General features: G+C 57.4%; 10 protein-coding genes. 6 read left to right on the plus strand and 4 right to left on the minus strand.

What is annotated here, in order from left to right; genetic code table 11:
* Window positions 1–57: 57 nt before the first annotated feature.
* From ELB75_RS04975 to dnaE, 6 genes are all read left to right on the plus strand, one after another.
* A complete protein-coding gene (locus tag ELB75_RS04975) occupies window positions 58–7,698 on the plus strand; it encodes a YadA-like family protein (RefSeq protein WP_241236107.1) in 7,641 nt (2,546 codons plus the stop codon).
* An 89-nt stretch (window positions 7,699–7,787) separates the two neighbouring features.
* The gene (locus ELB75_RS04980) at window positions 7,788–8,636 is read left to right on the plus strand and encodes an OmpA family protein (RefSeq protein ID WP_241236108.1); all 849 of its coding nucleotides are present in this window, start codon (window positions 7,788–7,790) and stop codon (window positions 8,634–8,636) included.
* Window positions 8,637–8,888: 252 nt separating this feature from the next.
* Complete coding sequence (locus ELB75_RS04985; RefSeq protein WP_126982980.1) at window positions 8,889–9,296, plus strand: bacteriohemerythrin; 408 nt, start codon at window positions 8,889–8,891, stop codon at window positions 9,294–9,296.
* Between the two features lie 104 nt (window positions 9,297–9,400).
* Window positions 9,401–10,081: an IS1595 family transposase gene (locus ELB75_RS04990; protein WP_126982624.1), complete on the plus strand. Its 681-nt coding sequence runs from the start codon at window positions 9,401–9,403 to the stop codon at window positions 10,079–10,081.
* 373 nt (window positions 10,082–10,454) lie between these two features.
* Window positions 10,455–12,761 carry a DNA internalization-related competence protein ComEC/Rec2 gene (locus ELB75_RS04995; RefSeq protein WP_241236109.1) on the plus strand — a complete coding sequence of 769 codons (2,307 nt, stop codon included), beginning with the start codon at window positions 10,455–10,457 and terminating at the stop codon, window positions 12,759–12,761.
* A gap of 167 nt (window positions 12,762–12,928) precedes the next feature.
* Window positions 12,929–16,360, plus strand: a complete 3,432-nt coding sequence (dnaE, locus tag ELB75_RS05000) for a DNA polymerase III subunit alpha (RefSeq protein ID WP_126982981.1) — start codon at window positions 12,929–12,931, stop codon at window positions 16,358–16,360.
* A 412-nt stretch (window positions 16,361–16,772) separates the two neighbouring features.
* On the opposite strand, the gene tilS is transcribed toward dnaE, so the two are convergent.
* The 4 genes from tilS to ELB75_RS05020 all read right to left on the minus strand — a co-directional run bounded on the left by tilS (window position 16,773) and on the right by ELB75_RS05020 (window position 23,010).
* Complete coding sequence (gene tilS / locus ELB75_RS05005) at window positions 16,773–18,092, minus strand: tRNA lysidine(34) synthetase TilS (RefSeq protein WP_241236110.1); 1,320 nt, start codon at window positions 18,090–18,092, stop codon at window positions 16,773–16,775.
* Window positions 18,070–19,029: an acetyl-CoA carboxylase carboxyltransferase subunit alpha gene (locus tag ELB75_RS05010; protein WP_126982982.1), complete on the minus strand. Its 960-nt coding sequence runs from the start codon at window positions 19,027–19,029 to the stop codon at window positions 18,070–18,072. The genes tilS and ELB75_RS05010 overlap by 23 nt, the downstream gene beginning before the upstream one ends.
* A gap of 605 nt (window positions 19,030–19,634) precedes the next feature.
* A complete protein-coding gene (locus ELB75_RS05015; protein WP_126982983.1) occupies window positions 19,635–20,909 on the minus strand; it encodes a sigma-54-dependent transcriptional regulator in 1,275 nt (424 codons plus the stop codon).
* Window positions 20,896–23,010, minus strand: coding sequence for a sensor histidine kinase (locus tag ELB75_RS05020; RefSeq protein ID WP_126982984.1), 2,115 nt, complete (start codon window positions 23,008–23,010; stop codon window positions 20,896–20,898). The genes ELB75_RS05015 and ELB75_RS05020 overlap by 14 nt, the downstream gene beginning before the upstream one ends.
* Window positions 23,011–23,013: the final 3 nt, after the last annotated feature.

Here is a 23,013-nt window from a genome sequence, read left to right on the forward strand (position 1 = left end):
AAGGGAAAATCTGGTTCTTCCAGATGGTATGCTCTTGGTTCGGCAATGCTAAGCGGGTTGGGATTTAAATCCCCGCGCTTTGCCTATACTGCCATGGCTTCTGCCATGATGATGGCTGCAGGCTATGCTAATGCCGGTCCGGGTATTTTTATCAATGATGGCGATGATACCGGATGTATCGTTACCAGCGATGAATCGTCAAGAAGAAACGCGCTGTTCTTTCTGACCAATAACAACTTGGAATGGGCGGCCGGGCAGGCCAGCGGCGGCAGTATGCCGAGTGCAAATGCCTTCCGTAATAAATGTACCCCGGGGGATGCGGCCAGCCAAACCAACCGTGCCTTGTTTTATGGGGATGCGGGCGGTGTAGGCAGCAAACACCTTTCGCTCGGCGGCCGTTTGGATGTAAATAGCGGCATTATCGGCTTGGGTGATCGTGCTGCGGGTAACAACAGCATCCGCATTGGTAGCGGATTGACTTTGGATGCTGCCAACAGCAAGACAAATTCCATTGCTATCGGTAGCGGCGTGGTTGCTAATGCAAACCAAGCTTTGGCCATCGGTTCTATCGCCAAGGCTACTGCAGAGCAAACTGTGGCTTTGGGTAACAATGCTCACGCCGCAGGTATGGACGCGCTGGCTATCGGTCGTAGTGCGCATGCACAAGCCCAAGACTCCATCGCATTCGGCCGCAGCTCTCAGGCAGCTGCCAAGGGTGTTGCTATTGGTTCGGATGCCAGTGCCGCCGTGGCCAATTCTGTTGCCTTAGGTTCAGGTACGACCGCCGTTGCTGCTGCAGACCAGTCTGGAACGAAAAATGTCAACGGATTGAACTACACATATGCTGGCAATTCCGCCAATAGTTCTGTGACCGTTGGCAACCGTCAAATCAAACAGGTAGGGGCGGGCGAAGTTTCGGCTGCTTCCACCGATGCGATTAACGGTAGCCAGCTTTACGCCACCCAAAATGTAATTGGCAATATCGGTAAAGGTGTAGCCACTAATTTGGGCGGCGGCGCGGTCTTGAAACCAGATGGTACGTTTACCGCTCCCACCTACAACCTGACTGATGCCAACGGTAATGCTGTCGCTAAAAACAATGTCGGCGATGCGCTGAACGTATTGAACAGCCGTTTGAATACTGTGGGTGGCGGTTTTCAGGTAGCCGCTACTACTGGTACGACGCAGAACGTCAAGCCTGGCAATACTCTCAAATTTATTGATGGTACAAACACCACTACCGAAGTATCGACTGATGGCGCGGGTGTGACCACCGTTAAAATCAACGCCACAGGCGGCGGTGCAGCCGTTCCCCTGACCAGCAACGCTGCAACCGGCCAAGTGAACGCGCCGGCTGCTGCTGATGCGAACAAAGCTGTCACTGCAGGTAGCGTGGCCACGGCTATCAATACCGCAGTTGGAAAAAGCGGTTTTAATGTGGAAGGCGGTTCTGTTGCCGGCGGCACTGCCACCGGTGCGGCTACAAGCAGGGTAAATAATAACGATACCGTCAAACTGCAGGCCGGCAAAAACATTGCATTGGCACAAAACGGTAAAGAGTTTGCCTTCGGTACTGTCGAGGATATGGAGGTAACCAGTATTAAGGCCGGAACGGCCGGCACTAACGCTAAGCTGGATCGCGACGGTTTGACCATCACTTCTTCAGGTAACCCGGTCAAATTGACCAATAACGGTCTGAATAATGGCGGCCACACAATCGTCGGTGTTGCAGCGGGCGCAGTTAACGCCACCAGCACCGAGGCCGTCAACGGCAGCCAGTTGCACAAGACTGCCAATTCCACAGCCACTCACTTGGGCGGCGGATCGGCAATTCAGTCTGACGGCAGCATCAGCGCACCGACCTATAGCCTGACAGACAGTACCGGTGCCACTGTTACCAAAAACAATGTCGGCGATGCACTGAATGTATTAAACAGCCGTATGAACGCCGTAGGTACGCCCGTTGCACTGAATTCGAATCCCTCTACGGGCCGGGTTGCCGCACCTACGGCGGCGGATGCAAACAAAGCCGCCACCGCGGGCAGCGTAGCCACAGCGGTGAACAATGCCGTAAGCGCATTGGAAAGCAAAGGCCTGCAAATTGATGCCGATAGCGGCACAGCCGACACCGTTGCACTGGGTGAAACCGTCAAATACGCCGGCGACGCCAACATCAAAACCAAGGTTACCGACAACCAAATCGGCTTCTCCTTGGCCGACGATTTGAACGTAACCAGCATCACGACAGGCGACAGCAAACTGGATACCAACGGTCTGACCATTACCGGCGGTCCGAGCGTAACCAAAACCGGCATCAACGCCGGCGGCAAAACCATTACCAACGTAGCCGCAGGCACGATTTCGGCTACCAGTACCGATGCCGCAACCGGCGGCCAGGTATATGGTGCACTGAACAACGTGAAAAATGTATTGGGCAGCAACGTCAGCATCGACGGTTCGGGTAATCTGAGCGGCAACAACATCGGCGGCACGGGCAAAACCACCTTCAGCGATGCTATTGCCGCAGCCTACGACAAGGCAAACAGCGCCGCTGCAGGCTGGAAATTCCAAGTGAACAGCGCGGCCGAGCAGACCATCGAGCCGACCAACACCGTTAAGTTCCTCAACGGCAGGAACATCGAGCTGAGCAACAACGGCAAAGACATTACCGTTGCCACCAAAGCCGACCTGACCGCCGACAGCCTGACGATTAACGGCAACGGCCCGGTCATTAACGGCAGCGGCATCAGCACCAACGGCAAAAACATCAACATGGGTAATAGCGGCAAGATTACCAACCTGACCAGCGGTAACGTTGTAGCAGGCGACGACAGTGCCGTAACCGGCGGTGCAGTTAATACTGCAATCAATACTGCCGTGACCGATTTGAAAGACGCCGGTTTCAAGATCGGGGCCGACAGTGGTACGGACGACACCGTGAAACTGGGTGAAACCGTCAAATACGCCGGTGATGCCAATATCAAGACCACGGTTACCGACAACCAAATCGGCTTCAAGCTGGCCGACAGCATTAGTGTTGGCCCGGCCAGCGGCGGCAACTCGGTTACCGTCGACGGTACCGCCGGTACGGTTACCGGCCTGACCAACAAAACTTGGAATCCTGCCAGCATCACCAGCGGACGTGCGGCCACGGAAGATCAGTTAAAAGCTGTAGCCAATCAGGTCAACAGTTCTGCAACCCACTATTACAGCGTGAACGACGGTGGCGGCGCACATGGTGACAATTTCAATAATGACGGCGCGACTGGTCTTAACGCATTGGCTGCCGGCGTGGGTGCAAGTGCGCAAGATAATGATGCCGTCGCCATCGGTAGCGGAACGATCGCGCAAGGTAACGGCTCGATCGCCATCGGTGCGGCTGCCGAAGTTAGCGGCGCCACCGGAGCGGGCGGCATCGCCATCGGCGCGTCTGCCACCGCTAAGAACGGCGGCACGGCCGTCGGCTCCGGCGCGGATACCGGCAACGGCACGGCACTCATCCCCGGCCTGCCCAACCGCCTCAACAACAACCTGGCATTGGGCGATAGCGCGAGGGTTAAAAACGATACCAACTTCAACGTGGCATTGGGTTCGCTTTCCACTGCAGGCGATGCGGATTTGACCGCCGCCGCCTACAAACCGAACGCAACTTCCGTCATTGCCGGCGACATCAACGAAGCCGGGGCTAAATATGGTGAAGTTTCGCTGGGTGGGGACACTAGCGGCTTTATGGCTGGTAGCAAAATGTACCGTCGTTTGACCAATTTGGCTGCAGGTTCGGCCGATACCGATGCTGTGAACGTATCGCAGCTGAAAGCCGTGCAGGCTGCTTTGCAGGATCAGGCCCCGGTTGCATACACCAAAGTTGACGGCACCAAGGTATACAAACACACCGACGGCAACTTCTACGATGCGCCCAACGGTGCAGGCAACCAAGTTGCCGCAGCGGATGTGATTACCAGCCTGCAGAATGCGGCCGGCAGTACAACCGCACCGACCACCTTGGCCAACGTGAAGGACAATCTGGCCGATACCGCTGCAGCCGTTACCAACCCGACCGGTAACGACCGCACCACCTTGTCTGCCAACAAAGGTCACAACGCCGCCACCGTCAACGACGTATTGAACGCCGGCTTCACCGTACAAGGCAACGGGGTTGACAAAGACTTCGTCACCCACGGCGATACCGTTAATTTTGTTAACGGCCAAGGTACCGTAGCCAACGTCAGCAGCACCGGCGGCGTAACGACGGTTAAGTTCGATACCCCGATGACGTATGTTGACGCGGCAGGTACTCCGGCCACTACGCCGAGCAACAAAGTAAACCTGGTGGGCACGGGCGGCCCGGTAACCTTGGGTAATGTTGCCCCCGGTACACTGAGTGCCACCAGCACCGATGCCGTCAACGGAAGCCAGTTGCACAAAACTGCCAATTCTACAGCCACCCACCTGGGCGGCGGATCGGCAGTTCAGGCAGACGGCAGCATCAGCGCGCCGACCTACACCCTGACCAATGCCTCCGGCACACCGACGAACTACAGCAACGTAGGCGACGCATTGACCGCATTGAATGCGCGTACCAATGCGGCCAACGCAGGCTGGAAATTCCAAGTGAACAGCGCGGCCGAGCAGACCATTGAGCCGACCAACACCGTGAAGTTCCTCAACGGCAGGAACATCGAGCTGAGCAACAACGGCAAAGACATTACCGTTGCCACCAAAGCCGACCTGACTGCCGACAGCCTGACGATTAACGGCAACGGCCCGGTTATCAACGGCAACGGCATCAACACCAACGGCAAAAACATCGATATGCAGGGTTCTGCGTCTACCGGCGGCAAGATCACCAACCTGACCAGCGGCGACATCGCGACAGGTGACAACAGTGCCGTAACCGGGGACAAGGTCAATACCGCCATCAACAACCTGAAAGATGCCGGCTTCAAGATCGGGGCCGACAGTGGTACAGACGACACCGTGAAACTGGGCGAGACCGTCAAATACGCCGGCGATGCCAATATCAAGACCACGGTTACCGACAACCAAATCGGCTTCAAGCTGGCCGACAGCATTACCGTTGGCCCGGCCAGCGGCGGCAACCCGGTTACCGTCGACGGTACTGCCGGTACGGTTACCGGCCTGACCAATAAAACTTGGAATCCTGCCGGCATTACCAGCGGACGTGCAGCTACCGAAGATCAGCTGAAAGCTGCCGTAGCCACTACTTCGTTGACTGTAGGTGACGGCACCGGTGGCAATCCGGCCGGTAAAGTGATTGCCCCGATCCCTGCTGACGCCAACAAACTGGTTACTGCCGGTGATATTGCCAACGCCATCAACAACAGCGGCTTCAACATCACTGCCGGCGGCAACACCGTAGGTACACCCGCTGCCACTACTGCCAAACCAGGCAGCACCCTGACCCTAGCTGCAGGCAACGGATTGACGGTACAACAAAATGTTGACGGCAACGGTAACCAGACCTACACCTATGCTGTGGACGCCCAATCCGTAGTACAGAGCGCCCAAGCTCCGGTTGCATACACCAAAGCCGACGGCACCAAAGTGTACAAACACACCGACGGCAACTTCTACGATGCGCCCAACGGTGCAGGCAACCAAGTTGCCGCAGCGGATGTGATTACCAGCCTGCAGAATGCGGCCGGCAGTACAACCGCACCGACCACCTTGGCCAACGTGAAGGACAATCTGGCCGATACCGCTGCAGCCGTTACCAACCCGACCGGTAACGACCGCACCACCTTGTCTGCCAACAAAGGTCACAACGCCGCCACCGTCAACGACGTATTGAACGCCGGCTTCACCGTACAAGGCAACGGGGTTGACAAAGACTTCGTCACCCACGGCGATACCGTTAATTTTGTTAACGGCCAAGGTACCGTAGCCAACGTCAGCAGCACCGGCGGCGTAACGACGGTTAAGTTCGATACCCCGATGACGTATGTTGACGCGGCAGGTACTCCGGCCACTACGCCGAGCAACAAAGTAAACCTGGTAGGCACAGGCGGCCCGGTAACCTTGGGTAACGTCGCTGCAGGTGCGGTTAACGCGACCAGCACCGATGCCGTGAACGGCGGGCAGTTGCACAATTCGCTTGACAGCATGAAGAACATTCTGGGCGGCAACGCCACCAATGTTTCAGGTAGCCTCAGCATGAGCAATATCGGCGGCACGGGCAAAGGCACGATTCACGACGCCATTGCCGAAGTGAACAACAAAGCCGCCACTGCTAATGCAGGCTGGAAGTTCCAAGTGAACAACGGAGCGGCGGAAACCATCAGGCCGAACGACACGGTAGGGTTCAAAGACGGTACCAACATTGCCATTACCAACAACGGCAAAGACATTACCATCGCCACCAAACCCGACTTGGCTGCCGACAGCCTGACGATTAACGGCAATGGTCCGGTCATCAACGGTAACGGTATCAGCACCAACGGCAAAAACATCGATATGGGTAATAGTGGCAAGATTACCAATCTAGCCGATGGCAGCATTGCCGCAGGCAGCAAAGACGCCATAACCGGTGGCCAGCTGCATACCGCCCTTAACAACATCAGTAACGCGGCCACTAACCTTATTGGTACAACTCAACCGGATATCGTTACCTATGACGTTTCCGGCAATAAGGCGGACAACACGAATAATGTGAAACAAGCCATCGACAAGATGAACAACGGCGGTATCAAGTTCTTCCACGTGAATGACGGTACCGGTACCCAAACCACAGCCGGTACGCAGCCTGCTACCGAAGATTCGTCCGCCTCCGGCAGTTACGGTGCCGCTATCGGCTACCAGGCCAAAGCCAGTGGTGAAAGCGGCGTAGCCATCGGTAAAGGCGCACAGGCAACGGCGAAAAACACCATCTCCATCGGTACAGGTAATATTGTTTCGGGAGAAGGTTCAGGTGCAATCGGTGACCCGACCATTATTACAGGATCAGGTACATATACTGTCGGTAACAATAATGGTACTGTCAGCGCCAATGCCGCAGGCGCATTCGGTAACGACAATACTCTGACCGGGCATAACAGCCGCATTATCGGTAATCACAATATTGTGACTACTGAAAATACCTTCGTTGTCGGTAATAATGTCAGCCGTGCCACAGCTAACTCCGTTGTGCTGGGCAGCAATTCCAGCGCCGAACGCGTACACACCACGGCCACCACGCCGGGCGGCAACTACACATTCGGCGGCCTGAACGATGCCAACGTGGCCGGCGTGAACAACGTTGTCGGCGTGGTCAGCGTCGGACAAGGGGCTGCGGGCAGCGATGCTTCCGTGGAAACCCGCCAGATCCAAAACGTCGCCGCCGGTGTCGTATCCGCAACCAGTACCGATGCTATTAACGGCAGCCAGCTGTACTACACCAACCAGGCCATGTTGGCCGGCGTGAACGGCGGCCTGGCCAACTTGGATGCGCGTATCGGCCAAGTGGAAGGCGTGGCCAACGCCGGTGTGGCTCAAGCCATAGCCACGGCTGGTCTGCCGCAGGCATATCTGCCGGGTAAAAACATGGTGGCGGTCAGCGGCGGCTATTATCAAGGCCAGTCCGGCTATGCCATCGGCTTCTCCACGATTTCCGACAGCGGAAACTGGATCATCAAAGCCACCGGCAGCGGCAATTCGCGCAGCAAATTCGGCGGATCCATCGGTGCCGGATACCAGTGGTAATGTGATAGGGGCTACCTGAAAAAATGCATGGCGGTTTCAGGTAGCCTGAACGGATTTCTGTGAAACAAGATATAAAGATAAAAGGAAAAATGATGAAATTTACTCAATTGGCGGGTCGTATGTCGGCATTGGCCGCGGCAGTACTTGTTTTGTCGGCCTGTTCCTCCCTGTCGAAGGTCAAATCCGACGGCACAACCGACGAACCCGTGTGGCCCCGTTGGGACAAAGTTACCTTCCACAAAACCCGTGGCACTTTCCCTGATGCCGGCAGCCTGGTGCAAGTCAAACCCGGTCTGACCAAAGACGAACTTTATTATCTGCTCGGCCGCCCGCACTACGGCGAAATGTGGCGTCCGCGCGAATGGAACTATCTGTTCCATTTCCACACCCCAGGGCAGGGTACCAATGGCGTAACCACCTGTCAGTTCAAAGTACTGTTCGATAGAAATATGTTCAGTAATGAAACCTACTGGCATGCTGTTGATCCGGAAAATGCCACTTGCCCGCCGCAGCTGCAAGAGCCTGCTACACCTGTTCAGCAGCAACAATATCACCGCTACACGCTGAGTGCCGACGTACTATTTGCATTTGATCGCAGCAGCGAGCAGGATTTGCAGCCGCGCGGCCGCGAAGAGTTGAGTGAATTGGTTGATAAATTGAGAAACTTTGATCAGCTCAACAGTATTACTGTAATCGGCCACACCGACTACCTCGGCTCAGATGCCTACAACCAAAGACTGTCTCAGCAGCGTGCTGAAACCGTACGCCGTTATTTGACAGCCCAAGGCTTGCCGGCTGACAAAATCCGCGCAGTTGGCATGGGTGAATCCCAGCCGGTTAAACAGTGCGACAACCACGGTGGCCGCAGTCAGCTGATTGCCTGCCTGCAGCCCAACCGTCGCGTGGAAATCCAGGTAGACGGCTACGGTAGCCGCTAAGCCTGCCAGCCGGTAGCTTTGTCAGTATACCGTTTGACAATAAATAAACCTTTCTGTTTCGGCAGAAAGGTTTATTTACGGCGGGATGGGAAGCTGGCATAATACTTGCTTGAAAACAGATAGATTATATTTCTGTTTTGCCTCCTGCCGGGATTTGGCCGGTAGATTTTCGGTTATGTGAGGTTGCCGCCAGGCAAGGGAGTTCAGCTGCCGGGGCAATCAATTTTTTGTTTACTTGATGAGGGATAAATAATGGCTTTCGTATATTGGACTTCAGATTTGGATACCGGATTTGAGGATATCGATGAACAGCACCGTCAATTGGTTGATTACACTAACAAATTGTATGATGCTAAAGAAGCTAACGATAAGGAAGGTATCGAACGGGAATTCCAACATCTGATCGACTACACCGTAGAACATTTCAGCTATGAAGAAATGATGCTGGAAGAGGCGCAATACCGTTTGGTGGAGCAACACCGGAAAGTGCATCAAAACTTCGTAAACCGTTTGAACACCCTGCAAGCCCGCTATCACAACGGTGATGAGGAGGCCTTGGAAGAAGTGGTTGGTTTGTGCGAAGGCTGGTTGTTCCGTCATATCCGCATCAACGACCACGGCTACATCGACAGCGTGAAAGCATCCGGTATCCGCTCTTAATCCGGGCAGATTCCCCAGCAGGCTACCTGAAATGGTTTCAGGTAGCCTTTATTAATATGGGGCTTAGGAAGCAAAATCACAAAATATAGTGATAAGCTTCTGAAATGGATTTAAAAAACAAGTACCAAAAGTGCAGTAAAATTACCGAGGCCAAATTCCGTCAGATCCTGCGGCTTTTCGCCTTAGATTTGACCGCTTCCGATACCGCCAAACTGACCGGAATCAGTGTCAGAAGCGTCAACAGCCTGTACCTGAAATTGCGCCGGCGTTTGGCTGACGAATGCGGGAGGCAGGCACCTTTATACGGCATTGTAGAATTGGACGAATCCTATTTTGGTGCCAAACGTATCAGGGGCAAACGCGGGCGCGGTGCGGGTGGGAAAACTATCGTTTTCGGCATTTTGAAACGTGGGGACAAGGTTTATACCGAGATTGTTCCCGATGCTTCCAAAGCGACGCTGCAAAAGGTCATTAGAGGTCGTGTCGGTATCGAGAGCGTCATCAATACCGACGGTTGGCGCGGTTATCAGGGATTGGTTGACATGGGTTTTGCCAAACATTTCAGGGTACATCATGGTGACAATGAGTTTGTCCGCGGTACGCGGCATATTAACGATATTGAATCTTTTTGGAGCTACGCCAAGCATCGCTTGGTGCAATTTAACGGGGTGCCGAAGCATACCTTTTACCTGCATTTAAAAGAAACCGAGTTCCGCTTCAACCACCGGCATGATGATCTGTATAAAGTGCTATTGAAAATGTTGCGGGAAAACCCTTTAAAATGAATTTTGCTTCCTAAGCCCCTTAATATTTTTGCCATTCCGGCAGGGGTTCGCTATAAGGCAATCTATAGCTGATTAAATATAGTGGATTAACAAAAATCAGGACAAGGCGGCGAGCCGCAGACAGTACACACGTTACGGCAAGGCGCCAACGCTGTACTGGTTTTGTTAATTCACTATAAGAATGTTGCAGCGTTGGCTCGTCTTACCATGCTGGTTGTACCGCCTTCGGCTTGCCACCTTGCCTCGTTTCTTATTTTATAGTGGATTAAAATTGCAATGATACGGCGTTGCCAACGCCCTTATGTACTACCCGTACACGGCGGGCGTTGCCGCCTTGTTTCATTTTTATTTTAATCCACTATTATCAACTATAATGAGAAAGAATAAACACAATGAGGTAGCTATGCGTTTGGGCGGGTTGTGCTGTTGGGTGGCGGGTGTGCTGCTGGCTTTTTTGTTGCCAGCAGCACATTTTGTTGCCGTTGCCTCGACTTTGGCGCTGCTGCTTGCTGTGGTCGGCTGCTTCCAGCGTGCCCATGGGGCGTGGTGGTTGCTGTGTGGGCTGCTTTACGGCGTGTGGCGGGTGCAGCTGGCGTTATCGCAGCAGTGGTCGGCGGAGCCGGAGTTTCAACGGGTACGGCTGGATTTTCAGGTAGCCTCGGTGGCGGAGGCATCGGCGCAGGCGGTGCAGTTTGAGGCTTGGGCGCAAACGGAAGCGGGGGAGCGGTTTCGGCTGCTGGTGTCAGACCGCTATTTGCGCGAGTGGCGGCCGGGCAGCCGCTGGCGGATGACGGTGCGGGTGCGGCCTACGGTGGGCGAGCGCAATGAAAACGGCTTCGACCGCGAGGCTTGGGCGTTGAGTCGGCATATCGACGGCATGGCTTCGGCTGCCCGCGAGCGGGTGGAGCTGCCGCCGGACACGGGCTGGCAACCGCGTTGGCAAAACTGGCGCTACGAGCGGCAGCAGGCTTGGCAGCAGGCGGCGGAAACCTACCCGAACGGGGCGGCGCTGATGCGGGCTTTGGGGGGTGGCGGATACGGCGGGCTGGCGGATGAGCATTGGCAGGCGTTTCGCGTGTTGGGCATCAATCATCTGATCAGCGTGTCGGGGCTGCACATCGGCATGGTGGCGCTGGCGGCGGCATATTTGGCGCGGCTTTTGCTGCTGCGCCTGCCGCTGGCGGAACCGCGCCGCTGGTATTTGGCGGCGGGCTTGGCTGCGGCTTTGTTTTATTCGGCCTTGGCCGGTTTCGGCGTGCCGATTCAGCGCAGTTTGCTGATGCTGGCGGTGTTTGCCTGGCAATGGTATCGGCGCGGCAGCCCTGCGCCGTGGCGGGCTTGGTGGCAGGCTTTGGCCGTGGTGCTGCTGTTCGACCCGCTCTCGGCTTTGGGCGTGGGATTTTGGTTTTCCTTCGGCGCGGTGGCGGCGCTAATTTGGGCTGCACAAGGGCAGCTGGAGGCCATGCCGGATGACGATGCACCAGAAGGCGGCTGGCTGCGTACGGCCAAGCATTCCGGCAAATGGCGCACCGCGCTGCGTGCCCAATATGCGGCTACGTTGTTGGGGTTTTGGCAGGCCGGGCAGGTGTTCGGCACCGTGCCGCTGGCTGCGCCTTTGGCCAATGCGCTGTTGATTCCGTGGTTTTCCTGGGTGTTGGTGCCGCTGGCCTTGCTGGCGGTGCTGCTGCCGTTTGAAGGCTACCTGAAAATGGCGGCTGCCATCGGTGAGCACACCATGAGTGCGGTGGTGTGGGCGGGCAATTGGATGCCCACCAACGCGCTGGCGCATTTGCCGCCGCTGTTTTGGCTGGCCGTGTTGGCTGCGCTGGCAGTGTGGCTGTTGCCGCGCGGCCTGGGCTTGCGGCCTTGGGCGGCGCTGGTGTTGGCGGCATCCTGCCTGTATCGCACGCCCGCGCCGGAGCACGGCACGGCGGCGGTGCGGATTATCGACGTGGGACAGGGGCTTGCCTTGCAGGTGCGCACGCAAAAGCATTGGCTGCTGTTCGACACCGGCACGGCAGGGGCGGCGCAGACGCAGCTGGTGCCCAACCTGCTGGCGCAGGGGCTGCCGCCGCCCGATGTACTGGTGCTCTCGCATCACGATGCTGACCACGACGGCGGCTTTCCTGCGTTTCAGGTAGCCTTTGCGCCGCGCAAATTGTATGCCGGCCAGCCGGAAGCCTATGCCGGCGCAGCCGGATGGTGCGCCGGCGGCACCACGTGGGAGTGGGACGGCGTGTATTTTGAATTCCTCACCCCGCCGAGAAACCCCGAAGCCGACGACAACGAGCAAAGCTGCGTGTTGCGCGTGTTGGCGGGCGGCCAGGCCGTGCTGGCGGGCGGCGATTTGGGCATCGCGGGCGAGCGCTGGCTGGTGGGCACATACGGCGATTCGCTGCACAGCCAATTATTGGTGCTGGGGCATCACGGCAGCCGCTCCTCATCCGATTCGGCTTATCTGAACGCCGTAGCGCCCGAAGCGGCGGTGGCGGCCAACGGCTTCGCCAACCCCTACGGCCACCCCGCCGCCATCGTGCGCCACCGCCTCTCCGCCCACCGCATCCGGCTCTACACCACCGCCCGCAGCGGGCAGCTGGATTTTGTGCTGGGGCAGGGCGGGGCAATGCGGCCGCAGCGCTTGGGCAGAAGGTTTTGGCAGCGCAAGCCGTTTGGGGAGTGAGGGTTTCAGGTAGCCTGTTTGCAGATGCGGAGGCTACCTGAAAATCTTGCCGCCACTTTATCACTCACCCGCGTTCACCACCCATTTGCGGTACAATGTGCGCCCTTCCTATTTCCAATCGGGCTACCTGAAAGCGCGTAGCCCAATTTCTCCCGCAAGCCCGAAATATGACCGCCCCTGTTTACATCCCCCTGCGCCAACACACCGAATTTTCCATCACCGACGGCACTTTGCGCATCAAAGAGCTGGTGAAGAAAGCCGCCGCTTTCGGCCTGCCCGCGCTGGGCATCAGCGATTTGATGAACACGTTCGGCCTGGTGAAATTCTACAAAGCCTGCCGTGGCGCGGGCATCAAGCCGGTGGTGGGGGCGGATGTGTGGGTGGCGAATCCGGACAATCCGGAGCAGCCTTTCCGCGCCATGCTCTTGGTGCGCAACGAAGCGGGCTACCGCCGCCTGTGCGAGCTGCTCACCCGCGCTTATGTGGGCACGGATCGCAACGTTGCCCACGCCGAGCTGGAGCCGCAATGGTTGGCTGAGGGTGATAATGAGGGGCTGATTTGCCTATCCGGCGCGCATTTGGGCGAAGTGGGCCGCCAGCTGATGAACGGCCATGACAGCGCCGCCCGCGCCGCCGCGCAGAAATATGCGCAATGGTTTCCCGATGCTTTTTATTTGGAACTGCAAAGGCTACCTGAAAAACCGGAATGGGAAACTTCGGTTTCAGGTAGCCTCAAATTGGCGGCAGAGCTGGGTTTGCCCGTGGTGGCCACCCATCCGGCGCAGTTTTTAAACCCCGACGATTTCAAGGCGCATGATGCGCGGGTGTGTATTGCCGGCGGCTGGGTGCTGGCCGATAAACGCCGCCCGCGCGATTTTGTGGCCGGTCAGTATTTTGCTTCGCCGGAAGAGGTGGCCGCCCGCTTTGCCGATTTGCCCGAGGCATTGCAAAACACGGTGGAAATTGCCAAGCGCTGCAACCTCACGCTCACGCTGGGCAAAAACTTCCTGCCGCAGTTTCCCACGCCCGACGGCATGAGCTTGGACGACTATCTCGCCCACTTATCCAACCAAGGCCTGCGCGAACGGCTGGCCGCGCTTTATCCTGATGAGGCGGAACGCGAACAAAAGCTGCCGGAATACCAGGCGCGGCTGGATTTCGAGCTGGGCACCATCGTGCAGATGGGTTTCCCGGGCTACTTCCTGATTGTGGCCGACTTCATCAACTGGGCAAAAAACAACGGCTGCCCGGTGGGACCGGGGCGCGGCTCGGGTGCGGGCTCGCTGGTAGCTTATTCCTTAAAAATTACCGATTTAGACCCGCTGCGCTATGCGCTGCTGTTTGAGCGGTTCCTCAATCCCGAGCGCGTGTCGATGCCCGACTTCGATATCGACTTCTGCCAAAACAACCGCGGCCGCGTGATTGAATATGTGCGCCAAAAATACGGCTTCGAGGCGGTGAGCCAGATTGTTACCTTCGGCACCTTGTCGTCTAAAGCGGTGATCCGCGACGTGGGGCGCGTGCTGGAGCTGCCGTTCGGCGTGTGCGACCGGCTTTCCAAGCTGATTCCGCTGGAGGCCAATAAGCCGCTGAGTTTGGAAAAGGCGATGGAGGCCGAGCCGGAAATCGCCAAGGTGTTGGAAGAGGAAGAGGCCGAAGAGCTGATGGAGCTGGCCAAAAAGCTGGAAGACCTCACGCGCGGCCTCGGTATGCACGCCGGCGGTGTATTGATTGCGCCGGGCAAGATTTCCGATTTCTGCCCGGTGTATCAGGCCGACGAATCTGCCTCGCCCGTTTCCATGTATGACAAAGGCGACGTAGAAGACATCGGGCTGGTGAAGTTCGACTTCCTCGGCCTGCGCAACCTCACCATCATCGAAATGGCGCAAAAATTCATTGCGCAAACCACCGGCGAGTGCATCGATGTGAACCACATCGACCTCACCGACCAGCAGGCCTATGAGGTATTCCGCAAGGCCAACACGACGGCGGTGTTCCAGTTTGAATCCACCGGCATGAAAAAGATGCTGGCGCAGGCCAACACCACCAAGCTGGAAGAAATCATCGCCTTTGTGTCGCTTTACCGCCCCGGCCCGATGGATCTGATTCCGGATTTCATCGCCCGCATGAAAGGCGCGCGCTTTGAATATATGCACCCGCTACTCGAACCCGTGTTGCAACCCACCTACGGCATCATGGTGTATCAGGAGCAGGTGATGCAGGCCGCGCAGGTGATCGGCGGCTATTCGCTCGGCGGGGCAGACTTATTGCGCCGCGCCATGGGCAAGAAAAAGCCCGAAGAAATGGCGAAACACCGCGAAATCTTCGCCGAAGGCGCGGCCAAGCAGGGCATCGCCCGCGAAAAAGCCGATGAAATCTTCGACTACATGGAAAAATTCGCCGGCTACGGCTTCAACAAATCCCATGCCGCCGCCTACGCCCTGGTGGCCTACCAAACCGCCTGGCTCAAAGCCCACTATCCGGCCGAATTCATGGCCGCCACCATGTCGAGTGAGTTGGACAACACCGACCAGCTCAAGCTGTTCTACGACGATGCCCGCGATAACGGCATCCGCTTCCTGCCGCCCGATGTCAACCATTCCGGCTACCACTTCCAGCCCGATGCCCAACACCGCATCCGTTATGCCCTGGGCGCGATTAAGGGCACCGGCGAAGCCGCGGTGGAAGCCATTGTGGCCGCACGCAAAGAAGGCGGCGCGTTTAAGAGCCTGTTCGATTTCTGCGAGCGCGTGAGCCGCCAGCACATCAACCGCCGCACCATCGAAGCCCTGGTGCGCGGCGGCGCGTTCGACAGCATCGAGCCCAACCGTGCCCGCCTGCTTGCCAATATCGACCTGGCCATGAGCAACGCCGAGCAGCAGGAAGAAAATGCCAACCAAGGCGGCCTATTCGATATGGTGGAAGACGCCATTGCCCCCTTGGAAATGATCGATGTGCCCGCCTGGGGCGAAGCCGAGCTTTTGGCTGAAGAAAAACAGGCTATCGGCTTCTATTTTTCCGGCCACCCCTTCGGCCCGGCCGAAAAAGAAGTGCGCCAGTTCGCCCCCACCCGTCTCTCCCAGCTCAAACCTAATGACAACGTGCGCGTGGCCGGTTTCGCCACCGCCATCCGCAGCATGGTGGGCAAACGCGGCAAAATCGCCTTCATCACGCTGGAAGACACCGGCGGCAAAGCCGAAGTGATGGTTAGCGGCGAAACGCTCGAACAGCTCGGCCGCGACACCCTGCGCGCCGACCAAGTGCTGATTGCCGAATGCCGCATCAGCCGCGACGACTACGGCGGCGAAGACGGCCTGCGCATCATCGCCAACCACGTTTACACCCTGCAGGAAGCCCGCAGCCACTACGCCCGCGCCCTCACCCTGCACCTCGCCCCCCACCACAACATTCTCCGCCTGGCCGAATTGTTGCAGCGAAGCGGCGAAGGCAAACGCGTCCCCCTGCGCCTGCACTACGCCAATGCCAAAGCCGGCGGCGAGCTCATCCCCGACAGCCGCTGGCAGCCCTGCCTCAGCACCGATCTCTTGGAAGAACTGGTGTCGCTCTTGGGCGAGCGGCAGGTGGGCGTGAATTGGTAAGGGCTACCTGAAAAGGATGGCCGGAGAGATTTCAGGTAGCCTTTGGGGCTACCTGAAAATGTATCGTTTGGCAGTTTGGGTTGGCCGCAGGCGTAACTCGATACGCAGCCATGATTGGCAAATATAGTGGATTAACAAAAATCAGGACAAGGCGGCGAGCCGCAGACAGTACACACGTTACGGCAAGGCGAGCCAACGCTGTACTGGTTTTTGTTAATTCACTATAATCCAAGATGGTTTGGAAGAATTTCAGGTAGCCTTCAGTAGGCTACCTGAAAAGCATTGTGCCGATAGCAATGGATTGGGCATTGATGCCCGGCATGATGAAATCAGGCTACCTGAAAAGGTTCTGCAGCAAGGCAGGAAGGTTTTCAGGTAGCCTTTTGGACATGCAAAGACTACCTGAAATTCTTTATTCTGTTTCACTATCCAAGCCGCTGCCGAACAAAATAAACCGGTTTAAATCTTCTGCCTGCGCCTGCCAGCCGTTCGGCACGGAGAGGCGGCAATAGGTTTGCAGGTTGGCGGCGGCGAGGCAGCCGTGTTGTTTGTGCACCCATAGCGGCCATAGGACGCGCATGAAGGGGGGCACTTTTTTTTCTTGCAGCAGGCGGCTGATTTTTTTGCGGCCGTGCGGCAGGGGCAGGGTATCGCTGGGTTGCGGGGTGCGCCAGATGCCGCTGTCGGGCTGAATCAGGTTTTCAGGTAGCCCGTGGGCGGCAGGTTGCCATGCGGGTTGGGCAATCGGTTTGCCGGCGCTCCACTCGGCGGGAACGGGGAACAGGCAGCCGCCGTAGAGGATGGCGCGGCCGTGCGGCAGCGACCATTGGGCTTGTTGCACGGCGGGGTTGGCAAGGGTGGCGGCAAATTGGCGTACGCTGTCGGCGCGGGGGCTGCCGAGGCGGTGGTTACGGGCGAACAGGTACAGCTGGTGGGTTTGCCGCAAGGGGGGAAGCTGCCGCCAAGAGGCTACCTGAAAACGGCCGGCGGCGTCATACAGGCTGTTGTGTTCGGTTTGGCCGTAGTCTTCCAATAGCGCCAAGTCGTGTTGCAGGCGGCCGACGGTGGCGAGCAGTTGGCGGGTGAGGTGCGGCACGCGCTCTTGCCACGGGGGCAGGCCTTCGCGGCGTAGCCAGTTGCGCAGCAGGGCAGTGTCGGCGTTGCTGCTGTCTTCCACCCATGCCAGCTTGTGCGCTTGGGCGTAGGCGAGCAGTTCGGCGCGGGGAACGGCTAAGAGGGGGCGCCACAGGCTGACGCGTCTGTTCAGCGCACGCAGGGCAGGCATGGCGGAAAGCGCGCGCAGCCCGCCGCCGCGCAGGGCGGCCAGCAGCAGGGTTTCGGCCTGGTCGTCGGCATGGTGGGCGAGGGCGACGGCATCGGCGCGGCTTTGGGCGAAGCAGCGGTAGCGTTCGGCACGGGCGGCGGCTTCCAGCCCGAGCTTGCCGAATTGAACCTGTACGCGCTCTACGCGCAGCGGCACCTGCCATTGTGCGCAGCATTCGCGGCAGAATTCCGCCCATTGGTCGGCGGGGGCATCGAGGCCGTGGTGGACGTGCACCGCGCTCAATTCCAGCGGCAATTCGTTGCGCAAGCTGCACAACAGGTGCAGCAAAACCACGGAATCGAGCCCGCCGCTGAAACCGACTTCCACGGCAAAACGGCCGGCGTTCGGCGCCGGCCATTGTTGGGCAAGGTGTTGCCGCAGGGGGTTATTTGTCGGTGAATTTTCCATAGGCCATGATGCGGTCGAAACGTTTGGCCAGCAGCTGATCCACCGACTGGTGTTCCAAGTCGGCCAGTTGCTGGCGGATGGTTTTGCGCACATTGTCCATCACGGTTTCGTAATCGCGGTGGGCGCCGCCCAAGGGCTCGGCGATGATTTGGTCGATCAGCTCGAGGCTCTTCAGGCGCTTGGCGGTGATGCCTAGGGCTTGCGCGGCATCGGCGGCTTTTTCGGCGGTTTTCCACAGAATGGAAGCGCAGCCTTCGGGCGAAATCACGGAATAGGTGGCGTATTGCAGCATGTTCACGGCATCGCCCACGGCAATGGCCAGCGCGCCGCCGGAGCCGCCTTCGCCGATGACGGTGCAGATAACCGGCACGCGCAGTTTGGTCAGTTCGTACAGGTTTTTGCCGATGGCTTCGGACTGGTTGCGTTCTTCCGCGCCGATGCCGGGATAGGCGCCGGGGGTGTCGATGAAGGTGAGCACGGGCAGGCCGAATTTCTCCCCCATCTTCATCAGGCGCAGGGCTTTGCGGTAGCCTTCGGGACGGGGCATGCCGAAATTGCGGCGGATTTTGGCCTTGGTGTCGCGGCCTTTCTGATGGCCGATAACCACCACGCTCCGGCCTTCAAACTTGGCCAGCCCGCCCACGATGGCGTAGTCGTCGGCATAGTGGCGGTCGCCGTGCAGCTCTTCAAAATCGGTGCATAGCGCTTCGATGTAGTCGAGGGTGTAGGGGCGCTGCGGATGGCGCGAAACCTGCATAATCTGCGCGGGAGTGAGCTTGGCAAAAATGTTTTTGGTGAGCTCGTTGCTTTTCTTTTGCAGGCGTTCGATTTCTTCGGAAATATCCAATACCGAGTCGTTTTGCACGAAGCGCAGCTCTTCTATTTTCTGCACCAGTTCGGCAATGGGCTGCTCGAAATCGAGAAAAATCTGTTTCATGTGTCTGTTTCCTTGTCGCGGCTGCTGCCGATGGGCGGAAGCAGCCCAAGCTAAGTGCGCTTGGGGAGGCTAAAACACTCTATTTCCTACGGCATGGGTTGGCTGCGGCGTATGAAAGTGTGTTTTATCTATAGCTGTAGCGCGGAGACGGTTTCTTAACATTACTTTGCGGTCTGAACCGCCGCAATGATACGCTAAGATGCGTAATTTGTGCAGATATTGCGGCTGATTTTTCTTAGACCGGGTCGGTTTCAGGTAGCCTTTAAAGTAGCTAACTGTTTGTTGTATTGGGGCTTTTGCTAATTTTTGTTATGTTTATCAATGGAGGCAGCTGGTTTTAGTGGTGCAGCAACTCGGCTTTCTTCGGAAACCTGGTTTTTATAGTGGATTAACAAAAATCAGGACAAGGCGGCGAGCCGCAGACAGTACAGATAGTACGGCAAGGCGAGACAACGCTGTACTGGTTTTTGTTAATTCACTATATTTCTAAGCAGTACTTTCAGGTAGCCTGTTGGTCGATGCTGAGAATAGGGCAGCCGCTAAATAATGCTACAGGCTACCTGAAAACCGTTGGCTGGATTTTCAGGTAGCCTGATTGGGCAGAGCTATTTGTTGTCGTTGCTGCCCCGGCGGGAGAATTGAATGCCGAGCTGTTTGAGCTTGCGGTACAGGTGGGTGCGCTCAAGGCCGACTTTCTGCGCCACTTTGCTCATGTTGTGCCCTTCTTGGGCGATGTGGTATTCGAAATAGCGGCGTTCCAAATCTTCGCGCAATTCGCGCAGGGGCAGGTCGAAGTTGAAGCCGCCCACCAGTTCGGAGGGTTGGTTGAGCGTGAATTGGCTGAGCACGGCCTGCACGTTTTCCAAACCGATTTCTTTGCTCTCGGCGGTGAGCACGATGCTCTTCACCACACTGCGCAGCTGCTCGAAGTTGCCCGGCCATTCGTATTGGCGCAGGGCATTCAGGGCGGCGGTGTTGAATTTGACGGCGGTTTTGCGGCTTTCGGAAAACTCTTGAATCAGCTGCTCTACCAAGAAAACAATGTCTTCCGGCTGGTTGCGCAAGGGCGGGATGCTGACCATGATGGCCGAAAGATTGTTGAGCAGTCGGCTGTCGTAGTCGGGACTGGTGATCAGCTCTTGTACCGGTTGGCTGCAGGCACAGATGATGCGCACGTTGTAGCGGTCGGCCTTGCCCAAGAGGAAGAGGATGCCTTGCTGGATGCTCTTGCCGTATTGGGCGATGTCGCCCAGATAGAGCACGCCGTTGCTGGCTTTTTGTAGCAATTCGATGGGGCTGCTGCTGATTTGCTCAATTTTGCCGGGCTCCACCCAGGGGGCGTTGCCGGTTTGGAAGTAGTGCGCCACCAGTTCGAAGGGGGAGCCGGGCTCGCCGGAGAGCAGCACGGGGGCTTGGGTGCGGGCGGCGCGTTCGAGCTGCTGGTTGAGCTGCTTCACGGCTTCGCTGGTGCCGAGTTTGTCCAGCGACATGGTGGAGGAGGCTTGCATGGCGCTGTGTTTGAGGGCGCGTTCTACGGCGGCCAAAAGCTTTTGCAGGGCAATGGGCTTTTCCAAGAAATCCAGCGCGCCGATTTTGGTGGCTTCCACGGCGGTGTCGATGCTGGCGTGGCCGCTCATCATCACCACGGGCATGTTGAGCTGGCCGGATTTGGCCCACTCTTTGAGCAGGGTAATGCCGTCGCAATCGGGCATCCAAATGTCCAGCAACACCATGGCGGGGCGGGTTTGGTTTCGAAGTTGGCGGGCTTCTTCGGCATTTTCGGCCAGGGTAACCGAATAGCCTTCGTCTTGCAGGATTTCCGACAGCAAATCGCGGATGCCCACTTCATCATCTACAATCAAAATATCACTGCTGCGCATCGTTTTCCATCAGTAGGGGTAAAGTAATTTTCACACAAGCCCCGCCTTCCGGGCGGTTGGCCAGCGATATGCGGCCTTTGTGCTCTTCAATGATTTTTTTCACCACCGGCAAGCCCAAACCGGTGCCGCCGGGTTTGTCGGTAACGTAGGGGTCGAAGGCGTGGAGAAGCATGTCTTCGCTGAAACTTTTGCCGTTATTGCAAATATTTAGCAGCACTTTATCATCTTGCACCGCCGTTTGGATCAACACTTTTGGCTGTTCGTCTTCAGCGGCAGCTTCGGCACCGTTTTTCAAAATATTGTGCAACACCTGGCGCATGGCGCCGGTATCGGCCTCGACCACAGCTTCTATATTACTGAAATCCGCCTCAAATGTACAATCTGAGCCCTCATACAGCACCAACAGCTCGGCAGCCAAAATGTTTAAATCGATACGTTCCAGCTTGAGTTTCGGCGCTTTGGCGTAGTTGCGGAAGGCTTCAACCATGTCTTTCATGGCGGCCACTTGGTTGACGATGGTGTTGGTGGCGCGCTCGAGCATGGCGGCGTCTTTGTCGTCCAGCTTGCCGTCGAGCTTCCAGGCCAGGCGTTCGGCGGAAAGCTGGATGGGGGTGAGCGGGTTGCGGATTTCGTGCGCCAGGCGCTGGGCCACTTCGCCCCAGGCGGCTTCTTTCTGCGCCTGCACCAGTGCGGTTACGTCGTCGAACACGAGCACGGTACCGGCGCCGTTGTCTTCGGGCAGGCGGGTGGCCTTGCCCAGCAGGATGCGGGATTCGTCGGGTGCGGCATAGGTGAGTTGCACGGGTTTGTCGCTATCGACAGTAGGGAGGATGGCAAGCAGCACTTGGGCGGCCAGCGCTTCGGCCACGCCGAGTTTATGCCATTCATACACGCTGATTTCCCGGCAGGCGGGCAAATCAAACATCAGGATTTGTCCGGCACTGCTGTTGCAGGCTTTCAGGTAGCCTTGGTCGTCGAGCGTAACTACACCGCTGGTCAGACTGGAGAGCACACATTCGAGGTAGTGGCGGGCGGCCTCCTGGCGGATATGAGAGGCGTTGAGCTCGGCGGTCATGTGGTTGAACAGGGTGGTGAGGCGGCCGAGTTCGTCGTTACGGTATACGGCCAGTTGCTGTGAATAATCACCCTGCGCCACGGAGCGTGCGCCGGCAGCCAAGGAGAGAATCGGCGCGGTGAAGCGTTGGGCGAAAAACAGGGCAATCACCAGCGCGAGCAAAATCGCCAGCAGGGTGGCCATCAAGAGGGTGAACAGGAAGAAGGTTTGCAGGCCTTGTTTTGCATAGCTGATTTCGGCGTAGCGGGCGCGGGCGGCTTCAATCAGGGTGACGTCGTCGGCCACTTGTTTCTGCACCGGTTGGCGGAAGAACAAAATATAGTGTTGGCCGTGCAATTCGGGCAGGGCAAGCCAGCCTTGGGCGTAGAGCGTGTGGCCGACGTTGGCTACGCTGCGGGCGCTGCCGGTGGTTTTCACTTGTTCGAGAATGTCGCGTGTGAGCTCGGGCGGCGGCAATTTGTCGGCATCAGGCTGGCGGTATTCGGCGGCAGGGCTTAAGGTTTTGCTGTCGTAGAGCGCAAGCTGGTCGAAGTCGCTGTTCGCAGAAAGCTGCCCTAGAGCCTGCTTTGCATCTTGCTGCAACGACATTTCGCCGATTAAGGCTACCTGAACGGCGGCAGCCTTGCGCACTGAGGTATCCAGTGCCAAATCCAGCGCAGATTTGCTTAGATTCAGGCTACGCTCCAGCGCTTGTTCGGTTTCGTTGCCAAACCAGGAGTCGATACTGTGTGAAATAAATTGGGCCGACACGCCGAATAAGAACAGGCCGGGCAGAATGGCCACCAGCATAAACATTTTGGCCAGGCGCAGGGCGGTTTGTGAGCCGAACACCCGCCTGCGCCGGTCGAGCCAGAGTTTCCAGAGTTGGGAGATGAGGATGGTGAGTAGAATGCCTAAGAGGGCGGCACTGAAGGTGAGAATCCACCAAAAATACTGCGCCAGCTTGCTGGCGTGGCCGGTAGCGAGCGCCAGCACATACAGGGCAAGCATGCCCAGAACAGCGATGAAGGTGAGCAGACGGCGCATGGT

The organism is Eikenella corrodens, from assembly GCF_003990355.1.
GTDB classification, from domain to species: Bacteria; Pseudomonadota; Gammaproteobacteria; order Burkholderiales; family Neisseriaceae; genus Eikenella; species Eikenella corrodens_B.